Genomic DNA, 16195 nt, shown 5'->3' with positions numbered 1-16195 from the left:
AAACCATGATTAGAGCCGAAACTTAGGCTACTAAGTTATCAACGACTCATTTCACACTGAATCCTCCGAGCCGAGTCTATGAAATCTTTCGACTCTGAATCATTGTGCGGGAAATGGGCTTTGGTGACTGGTGCCTCAGGTGGTATTGGCAGCCAGATTGCTCGAGAACTCGCCCGCGCAGGTGCCAACCTCATCTTGCATACCTATCGAAATCGGACCGCAGCAAGCAAACTTGCCGAAGAAATCGATGCGATTGGGCCGCGTGCAGAAATTGTAGAGTGCAATCTCGCCGAATCGCAGAAATGCAATGACTTCGCCGATGCCGTTTGGCAGATCGCCTCGCTCGACATCCTAGTCAACAACGCCGGTGTCGATGTGCTTACTGGCGAGGCTGAAGAATGGTCGTTTGCCAAAAAGCTCGAACTGCTTTGGAAAGTCGACGTGCGGGCAACCATAGAACTCTCTCGAACCCTGGGCGCAAGAATGCGCGAGCGAGGTAGCGGAGACATTATTAATATCGGCTGGGACCAGGCTGAACATGGCATGGCAGGAGACAGCGGCGAGATGTTCGCCACCATCAAGGGTGCCGTGATGTCATTCACACGGAGCCTGGCAAAATCATTGGCACCCCAAGTGCGTGTGAACTGTGTTGCCCCAGGGTGGATTCAAACCAAATGGGGAAGCACTTCTTCCGATTATTGGCAAGAACGAGCCCGTGCGGAATCGCTTGTCGGCCGTTGGGGAACTCCGTCTGATGTCGCAGGTGCGGTACGATTCTTGGCTTCACCTTCAGCCTCTTTCGTCAATGGTCAGATTCTCAACGTCAATGGCGGTTGGGCCGGTTCCGCCAGTAACCATTGATTCAGCAAAGCGCTCCATCCATGGCCCACGACCATATCCACTTCGTTACGGGACGCCTGGCCCATCACTCGCTTGAGCAACTCCTTCCTGAGTTGGCTTCCGAAGTGGGATTCGACTACTCAATCGACGTGATGCCGATCACCGTGGCAGCGTTGATGACTCCTAGCTGGATCGCCAAACACATCCAAATGCCTCCCGAAGCGACCAAAGTGCTGGTGCCTGGGTACTGCGAGGGGGATCTTGCGCCTTTGCAGGCTTTTACGTCGTTGCCAGTGGAGAGAGGCCCACGAGATTTGCGCCACCTGCCGCGTTTTTTTTCACATCCTGCGAATCCTCCCGAGTATGGAACGCATGACATCGAGATTCTTGCGGAAATTAACAATTGCCCACGCCTTTCACTCGACGAAATCCTGATCGCTGCCGAGCATTATTCGCAAAGTGGCGCCGATGTGATCGACCTGGGTTGCGATCCTGGTAGCACGTGGACCGATGTGGCAACTGCGGTCAAGGCGATTAAGGATCGTGGGATTCGCGTGTCTATCGACAGTCTAAACCCGCAGGAAATTGCTCCGGCTGTCCAGGCGGGGGCAGAACTCGTTTTGAGCGTCAATTCCACCAACCGCACGGCGGCAGTCGATTGGGGCGTAGAAGTGGTTGCCATTCCCGACGATCCCCATAGCTTGGAGGGACTGGACGAGACAATCGAGCTTCTTGCCAGTGCATCAATTCCCTTGCGGATTGATCCGATTCTGGAACCGATATCATTTGGCTTTGCCGCAAGTCTGGGCCGCTATCTGGAAACGAGGCGCCGTTATCCGGATGCTGAGATGATGATGGGCATCGGCAATCTTACAGAATTGACCGACGTTGATTCGGCTGGAATCAATGTCTTGCTCATAGGTTTTTGCCAGGAGTTGGGGATTCGCAGTATCCTGACCACCGAGGTAATCAACTGGGCGCGCACCAGTGTTCGGGAATGCGACCTTGCGCGGCGACTCATGTACCATGCAATCAGTAACCAAGTCTTGCCCAAACATATCGAGCAGGGCCTCGTGATGCTTCGCGATGAAGAGGTACTCGCCCCCACGGGAGAGCAAATTGCCGAATTGGCCGCAGAGGTCCGTGACAACAATTACCGTGTCTTTGTTTCTAAAGGTGAAATTCATCTTGTTGCACGAGGAGTGAATCTTAGCGACGCCGATCCATTTAAATTGATGGAGTCGTTGCGAACCGCAGGAGCGGATGGTGGATTGCCCAAGAATCTAGATCCCAGCCACGCCTTCTACCTTGGATACGAGATGGCAAAAGCCCGCATCGCACTAACTCTAGGTAAAAACTACGTGCAAGACGAATCGCTCGACTGGGGTTTGGCGACTGAACCGGAGCAACGGCATTATCTCAAAGCTGAGCCGCGATCTAAGCAGCAGGGCAAGCCGCAATGATCGACGTCGCTCGAAATGATTTCCTTCCTGTTGTCGCATCCTTGCCGAGTTCATTGACGGCCGTTGAAGCTTTCTTAAGACTAGCTCATCTGCCGCATGTGCTATTTCTCGACAGCAATAAAGGTTTCGGAAAACTAGGACGCTATTCGTTCGTCGCAGCCGATCCCTTTACGTGGTTCGAGAGAGATGCTTCCGAGGGAAATCCGCTAGAGAAACTTAAGTCCCAATGCCAATTATTCCAAACTACAACACGTGACGACATGCCACCTTTCCAGGGAGGTCTCGCAGGGCTATTTGGGTATGAGTTGGGACAATCTTTGGAACGACTCCCTGTGCCGAGGCAAACGGACTTCGAGATCCCAGCTGTTGCCGTCGGCCTCTATGATGTGGTACTTGCTTTCGATCACGAAAAAGATCAAGCGTGGCTGATTTCCCAAGGTTTTCCAGAGTTGGAACCCACTGCTCGTAAACAGCGGGCCGAAGAACGTCTAAGGCATTTCTTCGAACGGCTGGAGCATCCTCCGCGAGAAACCCCTGCGATCAAAAACACGGCTTCGACTTTGCCTGCATCGCAGTTTGACGTCGGACTCGGGCATGTTACCAGTAACCTCACTGCCGCAGCGTATCAAAGTATGATCGAGCGCGCAGTCGATTACATTCATGCTGGTGACGTCTTTCAGGTAAACCTATCACAACGATTGTTGAGCCCTGCTACGTGTTCCTCCCTGGACTTGTATCTCAAACTCCGCAACAAGAATCCCGCTCCCTACGCCGGTTTTTTAAATCTGGGGGATTGGCAGATCTGCAGCAGTTCGCCCGAATGCTTCCTGCGAGTTCGAGGTCGCAACGTGGAATCTCGCCCCATCAAAGGAACTCGGGGACGGTCCTCATCACCAGAGGCTGACTTATTTACTGGCGACGAGTTGCAATTAAGCGAAAAAGATCGTGCAGAGAACGTCATGATTGTTGATTTAATGCGGAATGACTTCTCTCGAGTATGTAACGCGGAGAGTGTCCATGTGGCCGAGCTTTGTCAGGTGGAGACCTACGAGCATGTCAAACATCTGGTTTCATCGGTGAAGGGCGTGCTTGGTCCAGGGTACACGCCCATTGATCTGCTGGGAGTCTCTTTTCCCGGCGGATCTATAACCGGGGCCCCCAAGATCCGGGCTATGGAAATCATTGCTGAACTCGAACCCACCGCTAGGGGTGCCTATTGCGGCTCACTGGGCTACATAGGCTTTGACGGACAGATGGACAGCAGTATCCTGATAAGGACGATCACTGCGGGAGGGGGATGGTGGCAGTTGCCCGTGGGAGGTGGAATTGTCGCTCAATCCGACCCCGTAGAAGAGTACCGCGAAACCTGGCACAAAGCTCGCGGTTTGCTCCGCGCTGTGGGGCTAGGTTGATTTTTTTCGGAACGGACCATGATTCTACTCATCGATAACTACGATAGCTTTGTTCACAATCTAGCAAGATACTTTCGTCGCCTGGGTCAGGAAACGCTGGTCATTCGGAACGATGTGTTGACTGTGCAGGAGATCACACGACTGGCCCCGCAGGCAATCGTCATTTCCCCCGGTCCTGGAACACCTCATGACGCAGGAATCAGTGTCGATCTGGTACGTCGATTTCGCGGTGAAATCCCAATTCTCGGTGTCTGCTTGGGTCACCAGGCCATCGCATCCGCGTTCGGAGCCACTATTGTCCGGGCTAAAGAGCCTATGCACGGACGCACTTCCCTCGTCTCGCACCTAGGCACTCCGCTCTTCAGACAAATTCCTTCTCCTCTTACTGTCTGTCGCTACCACTCGCTTATCGTCGATCCAATCACACTTCCCGACGAGTTGGCAGTGACTGCCCAAAGTGAGGATGGAACGGCAATGGCTATCAAACATGCGCAATACCCACTTGTCGGCGTACAATTTCATCCTGAGGCGACATTGACCGGTTTCGGATTTCGCCTGCTTGCCAATTTTCTGAAGATCGCTGGGATTGGGATAGATATCGAATCAGAAATTGAGCAACTATCGAAATCAGAATTTCGCTTTGCCGACCGAGAGTCGGTGTCCCTTCCAGTTGTGCCAGTCACGTTTTGAGGAGCGAGTCTGTTATGCATGAAACCGCTCTGCCACAACTCGGAGTCGAGGGACGAATTCTCGAAGCAATTGTCACGACTTCTAACGAGGATGGCTCCATCAACATTGCCCCGATGGGGCCGATAGTGGATGCCTCTTCGGAGACGCTAGTACTTCGGCCTTTCCGCACTTCAACAACCTACCACAATCTGATTCGCACCCATTCGGGCGTGCTTCATATTACCGACGATGTACTCCTATTCGCGATGGCAGCAATTGGCAAGGTTGAGCCACTACCAGAATTCCTATCCTCCGAGCCTCTCGTCTTGGCATCCGCTTGCCGCTGGCTAAAGTTTTATGTCCTATCGGTGGATGATTCTGCAGAGCGCTCAGTCCTTATAGCCCGCACAACCGCCGGGGCTCACATGCGTGAGTTTTTCGGTTTTAATCGAGCCATGCATGCAGTCATCGAAGCCGCTATTCTGGCAACTCGAGTGCAGCTCTTGCCTCCCGAAAACCTATTGGCCGAATTGGCTCGTCTTGAGTCTCCAGTTCGCAAGACAGGTGGTGCCGTTGAACTCAAGGCCTTTGCACTGCTTCGGGAGTTTATAAATCAAGAAGTGGCATCACCTTGCAAAGCTGAGGACCAGCCAGCATGAGTCGCCAAGTGGTAGTTCGTACTCCCTGCCGTCTGCACTTTGGCTTGACCAGCATGGGGCATTGCCGCAATCGGCCCCAGTTTGGCGGTGTCGGGGTGATGGTCGACGTGCCAGGGGTGCAACTAGAAATAGTTCCCGCCCGTTGCTTTCAGATCGAAGGCCCACTTCGGGAAAGAGTTGCCCTCTTTACCCAGTCAGTGTTCCGCCAGTTTCAATTCAGTTGCCCACCCGAACTTCTCTTGAAAGTTATTTCGGCCCCCCGCGAACACACCGGTCTAGGAGTTGGTTCCCAGCTTGCTCTAGCAGTTGCGGCCGGGTTGGCCGAGTCTTTGGGACTTCCCTGGCGCGATCCGATGAGGCTCTGCCAACTCACGGGAAGAGGTCGGCGATCGGCAGTAGGCACTTACGGATTTCTCATGGGAGGACTCATCGTCGATGGTGGGCACCTACCTCAGGAATTGCTGGGACGTCTCGCTTTTCAAAAATCCATTCCAGAAGAATGGCAATTCATCTTACTATCTCCCCCGAAGCTGACGGGTCGTTCCGGCAAGGAGGAAGAGTCCGCAATTGCCAACCTGCCACCGGTATCTGAGCGGCTGACCGAAGAATTAGAGAAGATCGTGATGAGCGAAATCGTCCCGGCCCTTCAAGCCAACAATTTCGAGGACTTTGCTCAGTCGATCTATCATTTTGGCTGCCTTGCGGGAAACTGCTTCTCAGCCGCACAGGGAGGCACTTTTTCATCCCCAGCCACGGCCAATCTAGTCTCCTGGCTCCGTGAGAATGAGTTTCTCGGCGTAGGGCAATCCTCCTGGGGACCCACTGTATTTGTCATCACGCCCAATGGGCATGAAGCCGAACGACTCAAACTCGCCGTCGCCGCCCACGAAACATATCGCGAATACGAAATTCAGGCCGGCCCCGCCGCCAATACTGGAGTGCGAATTGAGGTGAGTGATTAACTCACTACAGCAACCCATAATTCGTAAGCGTCTTACGCAAGGATGTCTCTTCCTCACTTGAAAGCGGCGTCATCGGCAACCTTAATTCACCCGTATCGCGCGAGAGCATCTTCATCGCAGCTTTGATCGGAATCGGATTCGTCGAGAGCCCCAACATATCCATACAGAGTGGGAACAGTTTGTGATGCCACTGACGGGCCTCCGCTAGTTTGCCCTCTTTGAATGCGGTGAGAAGCGAAATCACGTCCTGTGGAACAATGTTGGCCACAACCGATATCACACCACTTCCCCCCACGGACAATAAAGGCAGCGTCAGGCTGTCATCACCGCTCAGTAGCGTAAGATTCGTACTACCCAACACCGCCGAAGCCTGATCCATCGAGCCGGTTGCCTCTTTTACCATGGCAATCTTCTCTAGCTCAGCTAGGCGGATAATGGTTTCAGGTTCGATGTTCTTCCCCGTCCGACCCGGTATGTTATAGATACACTGAGGGATGCCGGTTTCTTCGGCCAGGCACTTGAAGTGCTCGTAGAAACCTTGTTGTGTGGGCTTGTTGTAATAGGGGGCGACCTGCAAGGCTGCATCGGCTCCAGCTTTCTCTGCAGATTTAGTGAGTCGCAATGCTTCTGCCGTGCTGTTGGAACCCGTCCCGGGCATCACCTTGATCCTCCCTGCCACGGTCTCGCACACAAATGCGATTACACGTTCATGTTCTTCATGTGAGAGCGTTGGAGACTCACCGGTGGTCCCCACGGGGCACAAGCAGTTCGTCCCTGCAGCGACCTGAAACTCGATCTGTTGCTTGAAACAGGTGTAATCAACCTCGCCATTTTTGAATGGCGTAACGATCGCGACCGACAAGCCGGCAAAAGCTTCTCCCTTGGTGGCCATGCGAGAATCCTCCTCCTTGGAGCAACAAATTGTGGGTTGAATGTTCGGGCAAGTAAGCCAAGCATGATAACGACTGTGGGGCCGGATTCGCAATCACCCTCGCCATATCAAAAGGCAATTCACAGCTTAATAAGCCGTTTCATATCCCGTACTGCTTGTTCCAGACCTACCATAATGGCCCGCGAGATGATGCTGTGCCCGATATTTAATTCGCACATGTGTGGGATCTCGGCGATGGGCCGCACATTGCGGTAAGTAAGTCCATGGCCGGCATGGAGGGTAAGGCCTGCCTCGTGCACCAAGCGCCCCGCATTGAGCAGAATTTCAAGCTGCTTGCCCGTGGCAAACTTGGCTTCCGCATAGGCACCCGTGTGGAGTTCCACTGCCGTGGCACCGGTCGCGATGCCCGCTTCGATTTGAACAGGATCGGGATCGAGGAACAAACTCACGACAATCCCGGCGTCTTGTAACCTCTTCACAGCATCACGCACCTTCTCGGGATTGCCAGCCACATTCAACCCCCCCTCGGTCGTGACTTCCTCACGACGCTCAGGAACCAGAGTGGCTTGATAAGGATGTGCCTGGCAGGCAATCGAAAGCACGTCTTCACTACATGCCAGTTCCAGGTTCAATTTCACCGCGACGGTTTGACCTAGCAAATGCAGATCCCGTTCCTGAATATGGCGGCGATCCTCTCGCAAATGGAGCGTGATCCCATCCGCCCCCCCCAGCTCGGCCAGAGTCGCAGCCCACACTGGATCAGGCTCGTTGGTCATCCGAGCCTGACGTACGGTCGCAACGTGATCGATATTTACACCTAAAGTGGGCATCGTGGTTCCTTCAAGACTTGGCTCTAAAACTGTCAGCTGGCATCAATCTTGCGTTTCGTAACGATCCTGACTGTTCGGGCGACACCCTAATTCTGGCTAAAAACTGGACACCTCCTGGCGTTCCTGGTTCGTTGCATTTGGGAAACACCTGATTCAGTCTAGGCATCGCTAGACGGTTCTATCATATCGGGCACCACTCAATTTGTAACCTAGACTTTAGTGATGCCACTGGCAATCGACCCAGGAGCAACAGCCAAGCCGGCATCTTCCTGATCTCTGAATAATCTTTTCCCAAAGATCTGTCGCCGATGTATCAACTTGTTTACCAACCTGAGACTCGACCACTATGAACTGCCAACTACTCGCGAGTAAAATCCAGCAGCTCCAACCGGAATCCTCAACGCAGGATATCGCGCGCCTCTGCCTGCTGCTTTCCAACGTATCTGAAAAGCTCGATGAGCTTCAAGACGAGAGAAATCTGCGTGCTGCTTGGAGCGAAGTAGGACTGAAGCTGCAAGCAGCTACCGACCAGCACGCTGCCATGACTGAGGAATTGGAAGAATTAGCAAGTTCCGATCCCGAGCAATTCAGTCGCGACCAAATCTGGGTTCTGATCCGTGCAATCAAAGTGCAAAGCCAGGTCCTGCAAATGTACGTGGGCCAACCCGCCCTCGACGTATAGCAAAACCTTGCTTGTCAAATACCTTTGTCCAGCAGCCAGCCTGCCACGTTCATATAGAGCACGATGCCCACGATATCGCTTATGCCAGCGATAAACGGCGTGCTCATCAAGGCAGGATCGAATCCCAGCCGCTCAAACATCAACGGCAACAGAGACCCCACGATCGTGCTGCAAGTGACTACTAATACGATCGTCAGTGGGAGCACGAGCGCATCGGTAATGCTTGGAGCCATAAAACAGCCAACCAGGTAACCGATCAGCGACAGACAACTCCCCAGTAAGAAGCCGATCACGAGTTCCCGAAAGATCACCCTCCGCCAATCTCCCGGAGTGATTTCTTTGGTGGTCAGAGCTCGAATCATCAGCGTTGCCGACTGGCTGCCAGAATTCCCTCCCGTAGAAATTACCAAGGGGAGGAACCAGGCTATCCAGGCAAATTTCTGGACATTCTCATTGTATGAACGCATCGCCAAAGCAGTCAGCAAGGCACCGCCGAACAGCAATGAAAGCCAACCTACTCGGTATCGCGTGAGTTGCAGCCACGGTGTCGCCAGATAGCTCTCTTTGAGAGGTTCCACCGCACCTGCCTGATAGGCGTCTTTGGTGGCTTCCTCCTGAAACACGTCGATCACGTCGTCGTGGGTAATAATTCCTACCAAGCGCTGCTCACCATCAACCACCGGGATAGCGAGAAAATTATAGTCCGCAACCTTTTCCGCCACGGTCTCCTGTTCATCGCTCGCGATCACGGTGACCAGATCCCGAGACATCAAGTCCGACAACAGCATCTGCGGCTTATTCAGATGGGTCACCAATTGCCGGGCCGATACCAAACCCCGCAAATGCATTTCCTCGTCGACGATGTAGATGTAGTAGACCGTCTCAAACTCGTGCCCTTCTCGGCTGATCTCTTCGAGTGCCTGGCGGACTGTTAAATTCTCTGTCAGGCAGGCGACCTCGGTGGTCATTAACGCGCCCGCCGTTCCCTCGGGATAGGCCCGCAAGCGCAGGATGTCGCGCCGCTCTTTGGTCGGCACAAGCTTCAACACTTTCTCCACTACCGTCGGATCGACCTTCTTGATCAAGTCGACCCGGTCGTCAGGAGCCATGTCGGCAATCAAGTGGCTCAGCTCAGCAGGCTCTACCGCCTCGAGGATCTCGATCTGCATTTCCTCGGGCAGATAAGTGAAGATCTCCACACGGGTATGACCATCCGCAGCCCGCAAAACCCCCCAGGCCTCCGTCGGGGTGAGACCTTCCATGAACTCAGCCGTGCGGGCCGGGTGCAAAGCGGTACAGAATTCCTGCAACTCGGCCAAGTCGTTGGCAGCCAGCATTTCGCGGAGTTCAGGCAGATACAGCGTGTTCATGATTGAGGCTCGAAGCTGACTTGGAATAAGCTGTGGTAGTACCGTCATTCCCGCGCAGGCGGGAACCCAGATTCATGACTTCGTGCCTAGATTTCCGCCTGCGCGGGAATGACGTTGAGCAACTAGTGTAACGCCAACTCCCCCGACTGGGCAGGAGCACTATTACTAGCCTAACCAGGCTTCACAATTAACCCAAAACGTTTGAATTGACATTTTCGATTATCCTGGCTAGCCTAAAGGTGCGATTAAGTATATTTCTTCGTCGCACAAGTTGTGTTCCCTCGGGCATTTTGCCCCCGTCTTGCCGATTGTCTCCGTCTGTCGAGGACCATTCGCAAGCCGGACAATTCAAGCAAGTTTCTTGCGTCCAGCTATTCTAATTGAGAATCCGTTGTCTGAAGAAAACTCTACCCTCCAACCCGATCTGGAAGATTGCCAGCGGCGTATTGGATATCAATTTCACGATCCCTCATTTCTCAGTGCCGCACTGCAGCATGCCTCAGGGGTTTCGCATCGGTTAGCCTCCAACGAGCGCATGGAGTTCCTCGGAGACGCTATTCTCGGCTTTGCCGTCTGCGAACAACTCTATCAGCAGTACCCCGACTATCTCGAAGGAGACATGACCAAGATCAAGTCAGTCGTCGTGAGTCGGGATACCTGCGCCATTGTTGCCGAAAAGCTTGGCCTGCCAGAGTTCCTCATGCTGGGCAAAGGAATGGCTGCCGATCCTGAGATCCCGCGCTCGGTCGTCGCGGCAGCACTGGAGTCGTTAATTGCTGCGATCTATCTGGATGGAGGCATCGAACCCGCTCACCAGTTTGTGGTGAAACACATGGCACCCGAGATCGAAGAAACTGTCTCAGGTGAATTCCGAGGAAACTACAAGTCGCAACTCCAACACTTCGCCCAGCGCGAACATGGCCAGACGCCCAGCTACAACCTCCTCGATGAAAAAGGCCCCGATCACAGTAAGTGCTTCAAGATCGCCGCCCAGGTAGCGTCTCAACTATTCGCCCCCGCCTGGGGCCGCAGCAAAAAAGAATCCGAACAACGAGCCGCCCACAACGCCATCAACGAACTAGCCGGCAAACCCCTCCCCTACCCCACCGACAATCTCTTCGACGAAGAATAGACCCCGCCTCTCCCCGTTAGCCGCGACACGCCCGACGCGTTGAGCACGCCAGAGCGAAGCGCGAACCCAGGCGATCCAGCATTTTCTCCAGCCGGAACCCCAACGGCTCACCAGACCACTTCGCGCTCCCTCCATCATCATTCATCATTCATAACTTCCTTCTCCCGGCCGGTCTGAGTTACTTCGCCCCTCCATCGCGAAGGAACGTACTGCAAGACCGCTGATAGCTGGCAGGTTCATACACCAGTGAGTTCTTGAGACTCGAGCGGAGATTCGCAGCCTTCTTGAGAGAAACGCCAATTACACCGCGAGCGACAACAGCACCCTGGTTGGCGTCTCAGGGAACGGATTCGAGCATGTCGGACTAAATTACAACAACTTATGCGTTTACTCGGCAAGGCATCAGATGATAAAGTGGTGTCTACTTTTCCTCTAGTGCTACATTGTCCCCGTGGCGAGCGACTGACTGCACTCGATTCAATGGCCGACGAAAATGGCAAGCGTTCGTATTGCGGTCAAGCGATTGTCATTCCGTCTTCCAAAGCTAGGCGCAGTGCCAGCCAAGCCGTTAGGGCCCAAAAAACTTCGAGGACGTAACGCAGAAATTTTGGCGAGATTTATCGCAAGCTTGGATCCTGTCAGACGAATTCTCCTACCTGTACATTTTCCGGTTGTCTTAACTTTTCGCTCTTACTACGAACCCAGAAGGGAAACGAGACGATGAAATTTGCGATACCTAATGCCCTGGCAGCATTGCTCCTTCTGCTGCCGGCCGGATGCGCCCCGACTCAGTCGGCTAATGCCGTGGTACCGGACGACACTTGGAAAGAACAAACGCCGATGCATCCCCTCGACCCTTTAACTTACGCTGAGATTCAAGCGGCCGTCGATGCACTGCGATCCGCGGACCGGTATGCTGATGGCATGTTCCTTCCGACGCTCGTTCTACGCGAGCCGTCCAAGGATTCCTTGCGAGCTTGGACACCCGGAGCTCCGATGGAGCGCGAGGCCTTCGCCGTTGTCCTCGACCGAAAGAACAATCGGAAGTCGGAGGCTGTCATCGACCTGAACACTAGCACAGTCACTTCGTGGACCGAAATCCCCGGTGGCCATCCGAACGTGATGGTCGACGAGTTCAATGGCGTTCCAGAGATAGTGAAGGCGGACCCCACCTGGTGCGCTGCCATGGCCAAGCGGGGCATTACCGACGTTTCGAAGGTACACGTGGATACTTGGGCTGCCGGTGTGTTGCCGACCGAAGGCGCTGAACCCGGCGCCCGCCTCTGCAGAGCACTCGCTTTCTATCGCGGGGAGGGCCAGAATGCCTACGCCCGCCCCATCGAGGGGGTCGTGGCGGTGGTGGATGTCGGGCTCGGCAAAGTCGTCCAGGTTGTTGACACTGGAGTCCGCCCCATCTCGAAGAAGGCGTCCGAGTTCGACGCGGCATCGCTTGGCCCGCCCCGCACAGATCTCAAGCCTTTGACTATCGAGCAGCCCGAGGGCCCAAGTTTCGAGATCGACGGCCACCATGTCCGCTGGCAGAACTGGCGGTTCCGCTTCGCCATGCATCCGCGGGAAGGCTTGGTCCTTCACACCGTGGGATACGAAGACGGCGGCAAGCTCCGCTCGATTCTGCACCGAGCATCGATTTCCGAGATGATCGTGCCTTACGGCGACCCGGACCCGAATTGGTACTGGAGGGCTGCTTTTGACGAAGGCGAGTACGGACTCGGTCGACTGTCCAACGAGCTACAAGAAGGTCTCGATGCACCCGACAACGCCCGCTTCGTCGACATCGTATTGGCGGGCGAGACCGGTGTTCCCGAACTTCGTCACAACGCGGTCGCCATGTTTGAGCGTGACGGCGGCATTCTGTGGAAGCATTATGACGAGGTTGCCGAGCAAAACTACGTCCGTCGGCGCCGGGACCTTGTTCTCCTCTACACCGTGACAGTGGGCAACTATGACTATTTCATCAAATGGATCTTCCACCAGGACGGCACCCTTGAGGCTCGCGCTGAGGCTTCTGGCATCCTGCTGGCCAAGGGCGCGCCACAGGAATCGTGCCAGACGTGTATTGCGGCCGCCAAGGGGAAGCCTGTGGAAGGGGATGAACGCTTCGGGACCCTCGTCGATCACCAGGTGATTGCCCCTATTCATCAGCACTTCTTCAGCATCCGACTCGACTTCGACATCGATGGTCCCCAAAACAGTGTCGCGGAAGTAAACGTCTCCAGTCTTCCTGTCGGACCGGGCAACCCCCAACTCAACGGTTTCCAGGTGGAGAAAACCCCACTGACGTCCGAGCTTCGGGCGCGACGCGACATCAACCTCGATAGCCACCGCCACTGGCGGGTCTACAACCCTGGTGTGATGACCGCCCTTGGGCATTACCCCTCTTACCTGCTCGTGCCCGGCGAAAATTCAGTTCCCTACGTCCACCCGGAGGGGAGTGCTAGGAAACGAGCTGCCTTTATGGAGCATCACTTCTGGGCCACCGCGTACCGCCCCGAGGAGATTTACGCCTCCGGCTCGCACCCCAATCAAAATCCTGCCAGCGAAGGGATGCCGAAATGGGCCTCGGACGACGAGTCGCTCGAGAACCGCGACCTCGTCGTGTGGTACACGATGGGCCTCACCCATGTGCCACGCCCGGAGGAGTGGCCGATCATGCCAACGGCGGGGGTGGGATTCAAGTTGGTGCCAATGTCCTTCTTCACCGAGAACCCGGCGCTCGACGTGCCGGAAGAGGGGAACTAGGCGAATTACTTACTCGAAGGCACGGAAGCCAACGGGAATTCTGAGGAATCGGAAGTCTTCATCGAACAAGACGAACGATCCATAGTGAAAAATCGCAATTGCACTCTGCAACTCTTTCAGAGAAGAAACCTGGAAGGAAGAATTCCGGTACCCAGGGCTCACTCCGCGGCCCCGGGCTGGGCAGTGCAACACATTCGACGTAAATATGAAAACTTAAGTAAGTAGTGGCTGGTGGTTCGCGGTCAGTAATATATTGACAGCCCAACGCCCTCTAGCCACTCACCGATTTCTCCCTTCTTCGCTGACTAGCGGTCAGCAACAAGCGACTAGCAACTATCTCTAAATGCCCAAAGTCTTTGAAGACAAGAGGTCAGAATAATTTTTCTAAATCGTTCTGACCTCTTGTCTGCCTCGTATTCGTGGCTCTTCCTCTTTCACGACTTATTGCACCTTACATAATGGCTCATCATAAGCTGTGCTAAAAGCTCTTATCCTTACTGGATTTGAGATGTACGAGACAAAGTCCAGCCACAATAAGGGCACAAGCAAAAGGCCATATATTTGGCCTCATGTGAGCCCGATAGTCAGTCAATATAGGGCCTTACCAGAAAATGGTTCACACCGAGTTGCCTTGAAGCCTCTCTCCGACCAATTGTGCTCAAGCTCTTCGTTGCTGATAATCAACACTACTGTTCCCCACCCAGCTTTCTCAACTTGTCCTGCCGGGAGTCCTGTCTTGAAATCCCTCGTCATTAGCTGCTGTTTCTTTCTATCGTACTGCTTTGGTGCCATTGTCTTTGATGCCATGGTCTCTGAGGCCCATGAGCCTTTTGTTGTCGTCGATAGCGATGCCATGCGTCAGGCGGTATTGGCGTGGCGTGCTACCTTGGGGCCAGAGTTAGCGAAGCAAGCGAGCTTTGAGTTTGCAGGACCAGAGCGGACGGGTTGGCATTTTGTTCCCAAGGACCGCGTAGGAGTGAATTGGCACGACATGAACCTGGAGCAGTGCCGGGCGGCACACAACTTGTTGCGAATCGCGCTTAGTAGCCATGGTTATTTCAAGGCGCTCACCATCATGTCTTTGGAGCAAGAACTGCGTCGGTTGGAAGCGAATCGCCCTAATGCCCAAAATGTTCGTGATCCCGAGCGATATTGGTTCGCCTTGTTTGGTGATCCGAGTACCGACGAGCCGTGGGGCTGGCGGGTGGAAGGGCACCATTTGTCGCTCAACTTTTCGTCGGTCACGGGGCAAGTTGTCTCGGTAACTCCCGCCTTCTTCGGCACGAACCCGGCAGAGCTGCGCGACGGACCCCGCGCGGGGCTGCGCGTGTTGGGCACCGAAGAAGATTTGGGCCGTGAACTTATCACCAGTTGTACCTCTGCACAACTCACAACGGCGATGATCGCCGAGACAGCTCCGGGAGATGTGATTGCACTGCCCGGACTCGAAATTAACTTTGGCGAACCCGAAGGGCTCAGCGCCGAGGAGATGAGCGACGCACAGCAAGCGCTGCTACACAAACTGCTCGAAGAGATTGTCGGCAACTTCAACGAAGAATTAAAAGAACGTACGCTGGATGAACTGGAGCACGCTGACTTCGACAAGTTGCACTTCGGCTGGGCAGGGAGCGTGGAGGTGGGAAAGGGCCATTATTTTCGCATTCACGGTCCGACCTTGGTCATTGAATATGACAATACCCAGAACAACGCCAATCATGCTCACCTGGTGTGGCATTCCCCAGACAACAATTTCGGTGCCGACTATCTGCGTCGGCACTACGCCGAAAGCCCGCACCATCAGCCCGCCAAGTAATGGAAATTTCCCCCTCCCGTCTAATTCAAGAGAGGATCTTCCAGGTTACTAACAATACAGATCTTTTCAGCCTGCATAAACTTATTGAACATGAGGTTAAAGAGAAAACGGAGTGAATGAAAAAGATAGCGATAGGAACACTAATCTACGATAATCAGCGCTAAAACCATTAGTGAAGATTCGCGAAGAGAAGTTCAGTGTTTCTTTCTTCATTGCATTCATTCTCTCTGTTTGCTTCGCTTCCTCCTGTTCCATGAATCTTGGTTTCGGCTAGGTGCCTCGCTGGGTTTTGTCATTACGAGCATGCTTTTTGCATCCTCTGCGATTGTCAGAGGTTTATTCTTCGGCTAAATCGTCGTGCGTGATAAATAGACATTCAATCACCCTCCATTGGGAGGGTCGCGAGCTATCGAGCGGGGAGGGATTACTCAAGAATAGTTCAGAGCGAAAACAATCTCTCGTATTACCCTCCCCGGCCGCTACCGCGTCCGACCCTCCCGCAAGCGGAAGGGTGTTATTCGGTGGAGCGTCTCGAATTCGCAATCGGTGATTTAGTACTCGCTAATCTCTGACTAGCACCTAGCTCCCAGCGGCTCGCAACTATTTCTCGGCTGGCCTCCATTTTTTGGTAGAGATTGTGCCACCCGATTTCGGATAATAGGCCTTGCCACTCGTTAGGCACACTCTTTGAACATCTCGAAATCAGTGCAA

General features: G+C 54.1%; 14 protein-coding genes. 10 read left to right on the top strand and 4 right to left on the bottom strand.

Going from position 1 to position 16195, the window contains the following annotated elements:
- Positions 1-78 precede the first annotated feature (78 nt).
- From Pla144_RS20385 to Pla144_RS20360, 6 genes are read left to right on the top strand one after another with little or no spacing between them, the layout of a single operon-like run.
- Positions 79-861 carry an SDR family NAD(P)-dependent oxidoreductase gene (locus Pla144_RS20385; protein ID WP_146452552.1) on the top strand — a complete coding sequence of 261 codons (783 nt, stop codon included), beginning with the start codon at positions 79-81 and terminating at the stop codon, positions 859-861.
- A 20-nt stretch (positions 862-881) separates the two neighbouring features.
- A complete protein-coding gene (locus Pla144_RS20380; RefSeq protein WP_146452551.1) occupies positions 882-2303 on the top strand; it encodes a DUF6513 domain-containing protein in 1422 nt (473 codons plus the stop codon).
- Positions 2300-3715 carry an anthranilate synthase component I family protein gene (locus Pla144_RS20375; RefSeq protein ID WP_146452550.1) on the top strand — a complete coding sequence of 472 codons (1416 nt, stop codon included), beginning with the start codon at positions 2300-2302 and terminating at the stop codon, positions 3713-3715. Before Pla144_RS20380 ends, Pla144_RS20375 begins: the two co-directional genes overlap by 4 nt.
- Before the next feature lie 18 nt (positions 3716-3733).
- A complete protein-coding gene (locus tag Pla144_RS20370; RefSeq protein WP_146452549.1) occupies positions 3734-4405 on the top strand; it encodes an anthranilate synthase component II in 672 nt (223 codons plus the stop codon).
- A gap of 14 nt (positions 4406-4419) precedes the next feature.
- Positions 4420-5043, top strand: a complete 624-nt coding sequence (locus tag Pla144_RS20365; protein ID WP_146452548.1) for a DUF447 domain-containing protein — start codon at positions 4420-4422, stop codon at positions 5041-5043.
- Complete coding sequence (locus tag Pla144_RS20360) at positions 5040-6005, top strand: hypothetical protein (RefSeq protein ID WP_146452547.1); 966 nt, start codon at positions 5040-5042, stop codon at positions 6003-6005. The genes Pla144_RS20365 and Pla144_RS20360 overlap by 4 nt, the downstream gene beginning before the upstream one ends.
- A gap of 4 nt (positions 6006-6009) precedes the next feature.
- On the opposite strand, the gene dapA is transcribed toward Pla144_RS20360, so the two are convergent.
- Together dapA and Pla144_RS20350 are read right to left on the bottom strand one after the other, a co-directional pair.
- Positions 6010-6897 (bottom strand): 4-hydroxy-tetrahydrodipicolinate synthase, encoded by an 888-nt coding sequence (gene dapA, locus Pla144_RS20355; protein WP_146452546.1) that lies wholly within the window; start codon positions 6895-6897, stop codon positions 6010-6012.
- Between the two features lie 119 nt (positions 6898-7016).
- Positions 7017-7727, bottom strand: a complete 711-nt coding sequence (locus Pla144_RS20350) for a pyridoxine 5'-phosphate synthase (protein WP_146452545.1) — start codon at positions 7725-7727, stop codon at positions 7017-7019.
- A 346-nt stretch (positions 7728-8073) separates the two neighbouring features.
- On the opposite strand from Pla144_RS20350, the gene Pla144_RS20345 reads away from it, so the two are divergent.
- Entirely contained in the window at positions 8074-8409 is a 336-nt protein-coding gene (locus Pla144_RS20345) for a hypothetical protein (protein WP_146452544.1), read from the top strand.
- Positions 8410-8423: 14 nt separating this feature from the next.
- Here Pla144_RS20345 and mgtE read toward each other — a convergent pair whose 3' ends face one another.
- The gene (gene mgtE / locus Pla144_RS20340; protein ID WP_315851807.1) at positions 8424-9779 is read right to left on the bottom strand and encodes a magnesium transporter; all 1356 of its coding nucleotides are present in this window, start codon (positions 9777-9779) and stop codon (positions 8424-8426) included.
- Positions 9780-10170: 391 nt separating this feature from the next.
- On the opposite strand from mgtE, the gene rnc reads away from it, so the two are divergent.
- Positions 10171-10911 carry a ribonuclease III gene (gene rnc, locus Pla144_RS20335; protein ID WP_146452543.1) on the top strand — a complete coding sequence of 247 codons (741 nt, stop codon included), beginning with the start codon at positions 10171-10173 and terminating at the stop codon, positions 10909-10911.
- A 16-nt stretch (positions 10912-10927) separates the two neighbouring features.
- On the opposite strand, the gene Pla144_RS25320 is transcribed toward rnc, so the two are convergent.
- The gene (locus Pla144_RS25320; RefSeq protein WP_261342331.1) at positions 10928-11059 is read right to left on the bottom strand and encodes a hypothetical protein; all 132 of its coding nucleotides are present in this window, start codon (positions 11057-11059) and stop codon (positions 10928-10930) included.
- A gap of 572 nt (positions 11060-11631) precedes the next feature.
- Here Pla144_RS25320 and Pla144_RS20330 point away from each other — a divergent pair.
- Both Pla144_RS20330 and Pla144_RS20325 read left to right on the top strand, forming a co-directional pair.
- On the top strand, positions 11632-13671 hold the full coding sequence (locus tag Pla144_RS20330; protein ID WP_146452542.1) for a primary-amine oxidase: 2040 nt from the start codon (positions 11632-11634) through the stop codon (positions 13669-13671).
- 736 nt (positions 13672-14407) lie between these two features.
- Positions 14408-15484 carry a DUF3500 domain-containing protein gene (locus Pla144_RS20325; RefSeq protein WP_197530863.1) on the top strand — a complete coding sequence of 359 codons (1077 nt, stop codon included), beginning with the start codon at positions 14408-14410 and terminating at the stop codon, positions 15482-15484.
- Positions 15485-16195: the final 711 nt, after the last annotated feature.

Origin of the sequence: Bythopirellula polymerisocia, assembly GCF_007860015.1 — a bacterium.
Classification (GTDB): domain Bacteria; phylum Planctomycetota; class Planctomycetia; order Pirellulales; family Lacipirellulaceae; genus Bythopirellula; species Bythopirellula polymerisocia.
Note: the sequence above shows the minus strand (reverse complement) of the source record. Positions and strands in the feature narration are given on the sequence as shown.

Coding starts and splice junctions, on each gene's coding strand:
- Pla144_RS20370 (WP_146452549.1), top strand. CDS start 3,734: ATGATTCTACTCATCGATAACTACGATAGCTTTGTTCACAATCTAGCA.
- Pla144_RS20380 (WP_146452551.1), top strand. CDS start 882: ATGGCCCACGACCATATCCACTTCGTTACGGGACGCCTGGCCCATCAC.
- dapA (WP_146452546.1), bottom strand. CDS start 6,897: ATGGCCACCAAGGGAGAAGCTTTTGCCGGCTTGTCGGTCGCGATCGTT.
- Pla144_RS20330 (WP_146452542.1), top strand. CDS start 11,632: ATGAAATTTGCGATACCTAATGCCCTGGCAGCATTGCTCCTTCTGCTG.
- Pla144_RS20345 (WP_146452544.1), top strand. CDS start 8,074: ATGAACTGCCAACTACTCGCGAGTAAAATCCAGCAGCTCCAACCGGAA.
- Pla144_RS20375 (WP_146452550.1), top strand. CDS start 2,300: ATGATCGACGTCGCTCGAAATGATTTCCTTCCTGTTGTCGCATCCTTG.
- Pla144_RS20350 (WP_146452545.1), bottom strand. CDS start 7,727: ATGCCCACTTTAGGTGTAAATATCGATCACGTTGCGACCGTACGTCAG.
- Pla144_RS20365 (WP_146452548.1), top strand. CDS start 4,420: ATGCATGAAACCGCTCTGCCACAACTCGGAGTCGAGGGACGAATTCTC.
- mgtE (WP_315851807.1), bottom strand. CDS start 9,779: ATGAACACGCTGTATCTGCCTGAACTCCGCGAAATGCTGGCTGCCAAC.
- Pla144_RS25320 (WP_261342331.1), bottom strand. CDS start 11,059: ATGATGAATGATGATGGAGGGAGCGCGAAGTGGTCTGGTGAGCCGTTG.
- Pla144_RS20385 (WP_146452552.1), top strand. CDS start 79: ATGAAATCTTTCGACTCTGAATCATTGTGCGGGAAATGGGCTTTGGTG.
- Pla144_RS20360 (WP_146452547.1), top strand. CDS start 5,040: ATGAGTCGCCAAGTGGTAGTTCGTACTCCCTGCCGTCTGCACTTTGGC.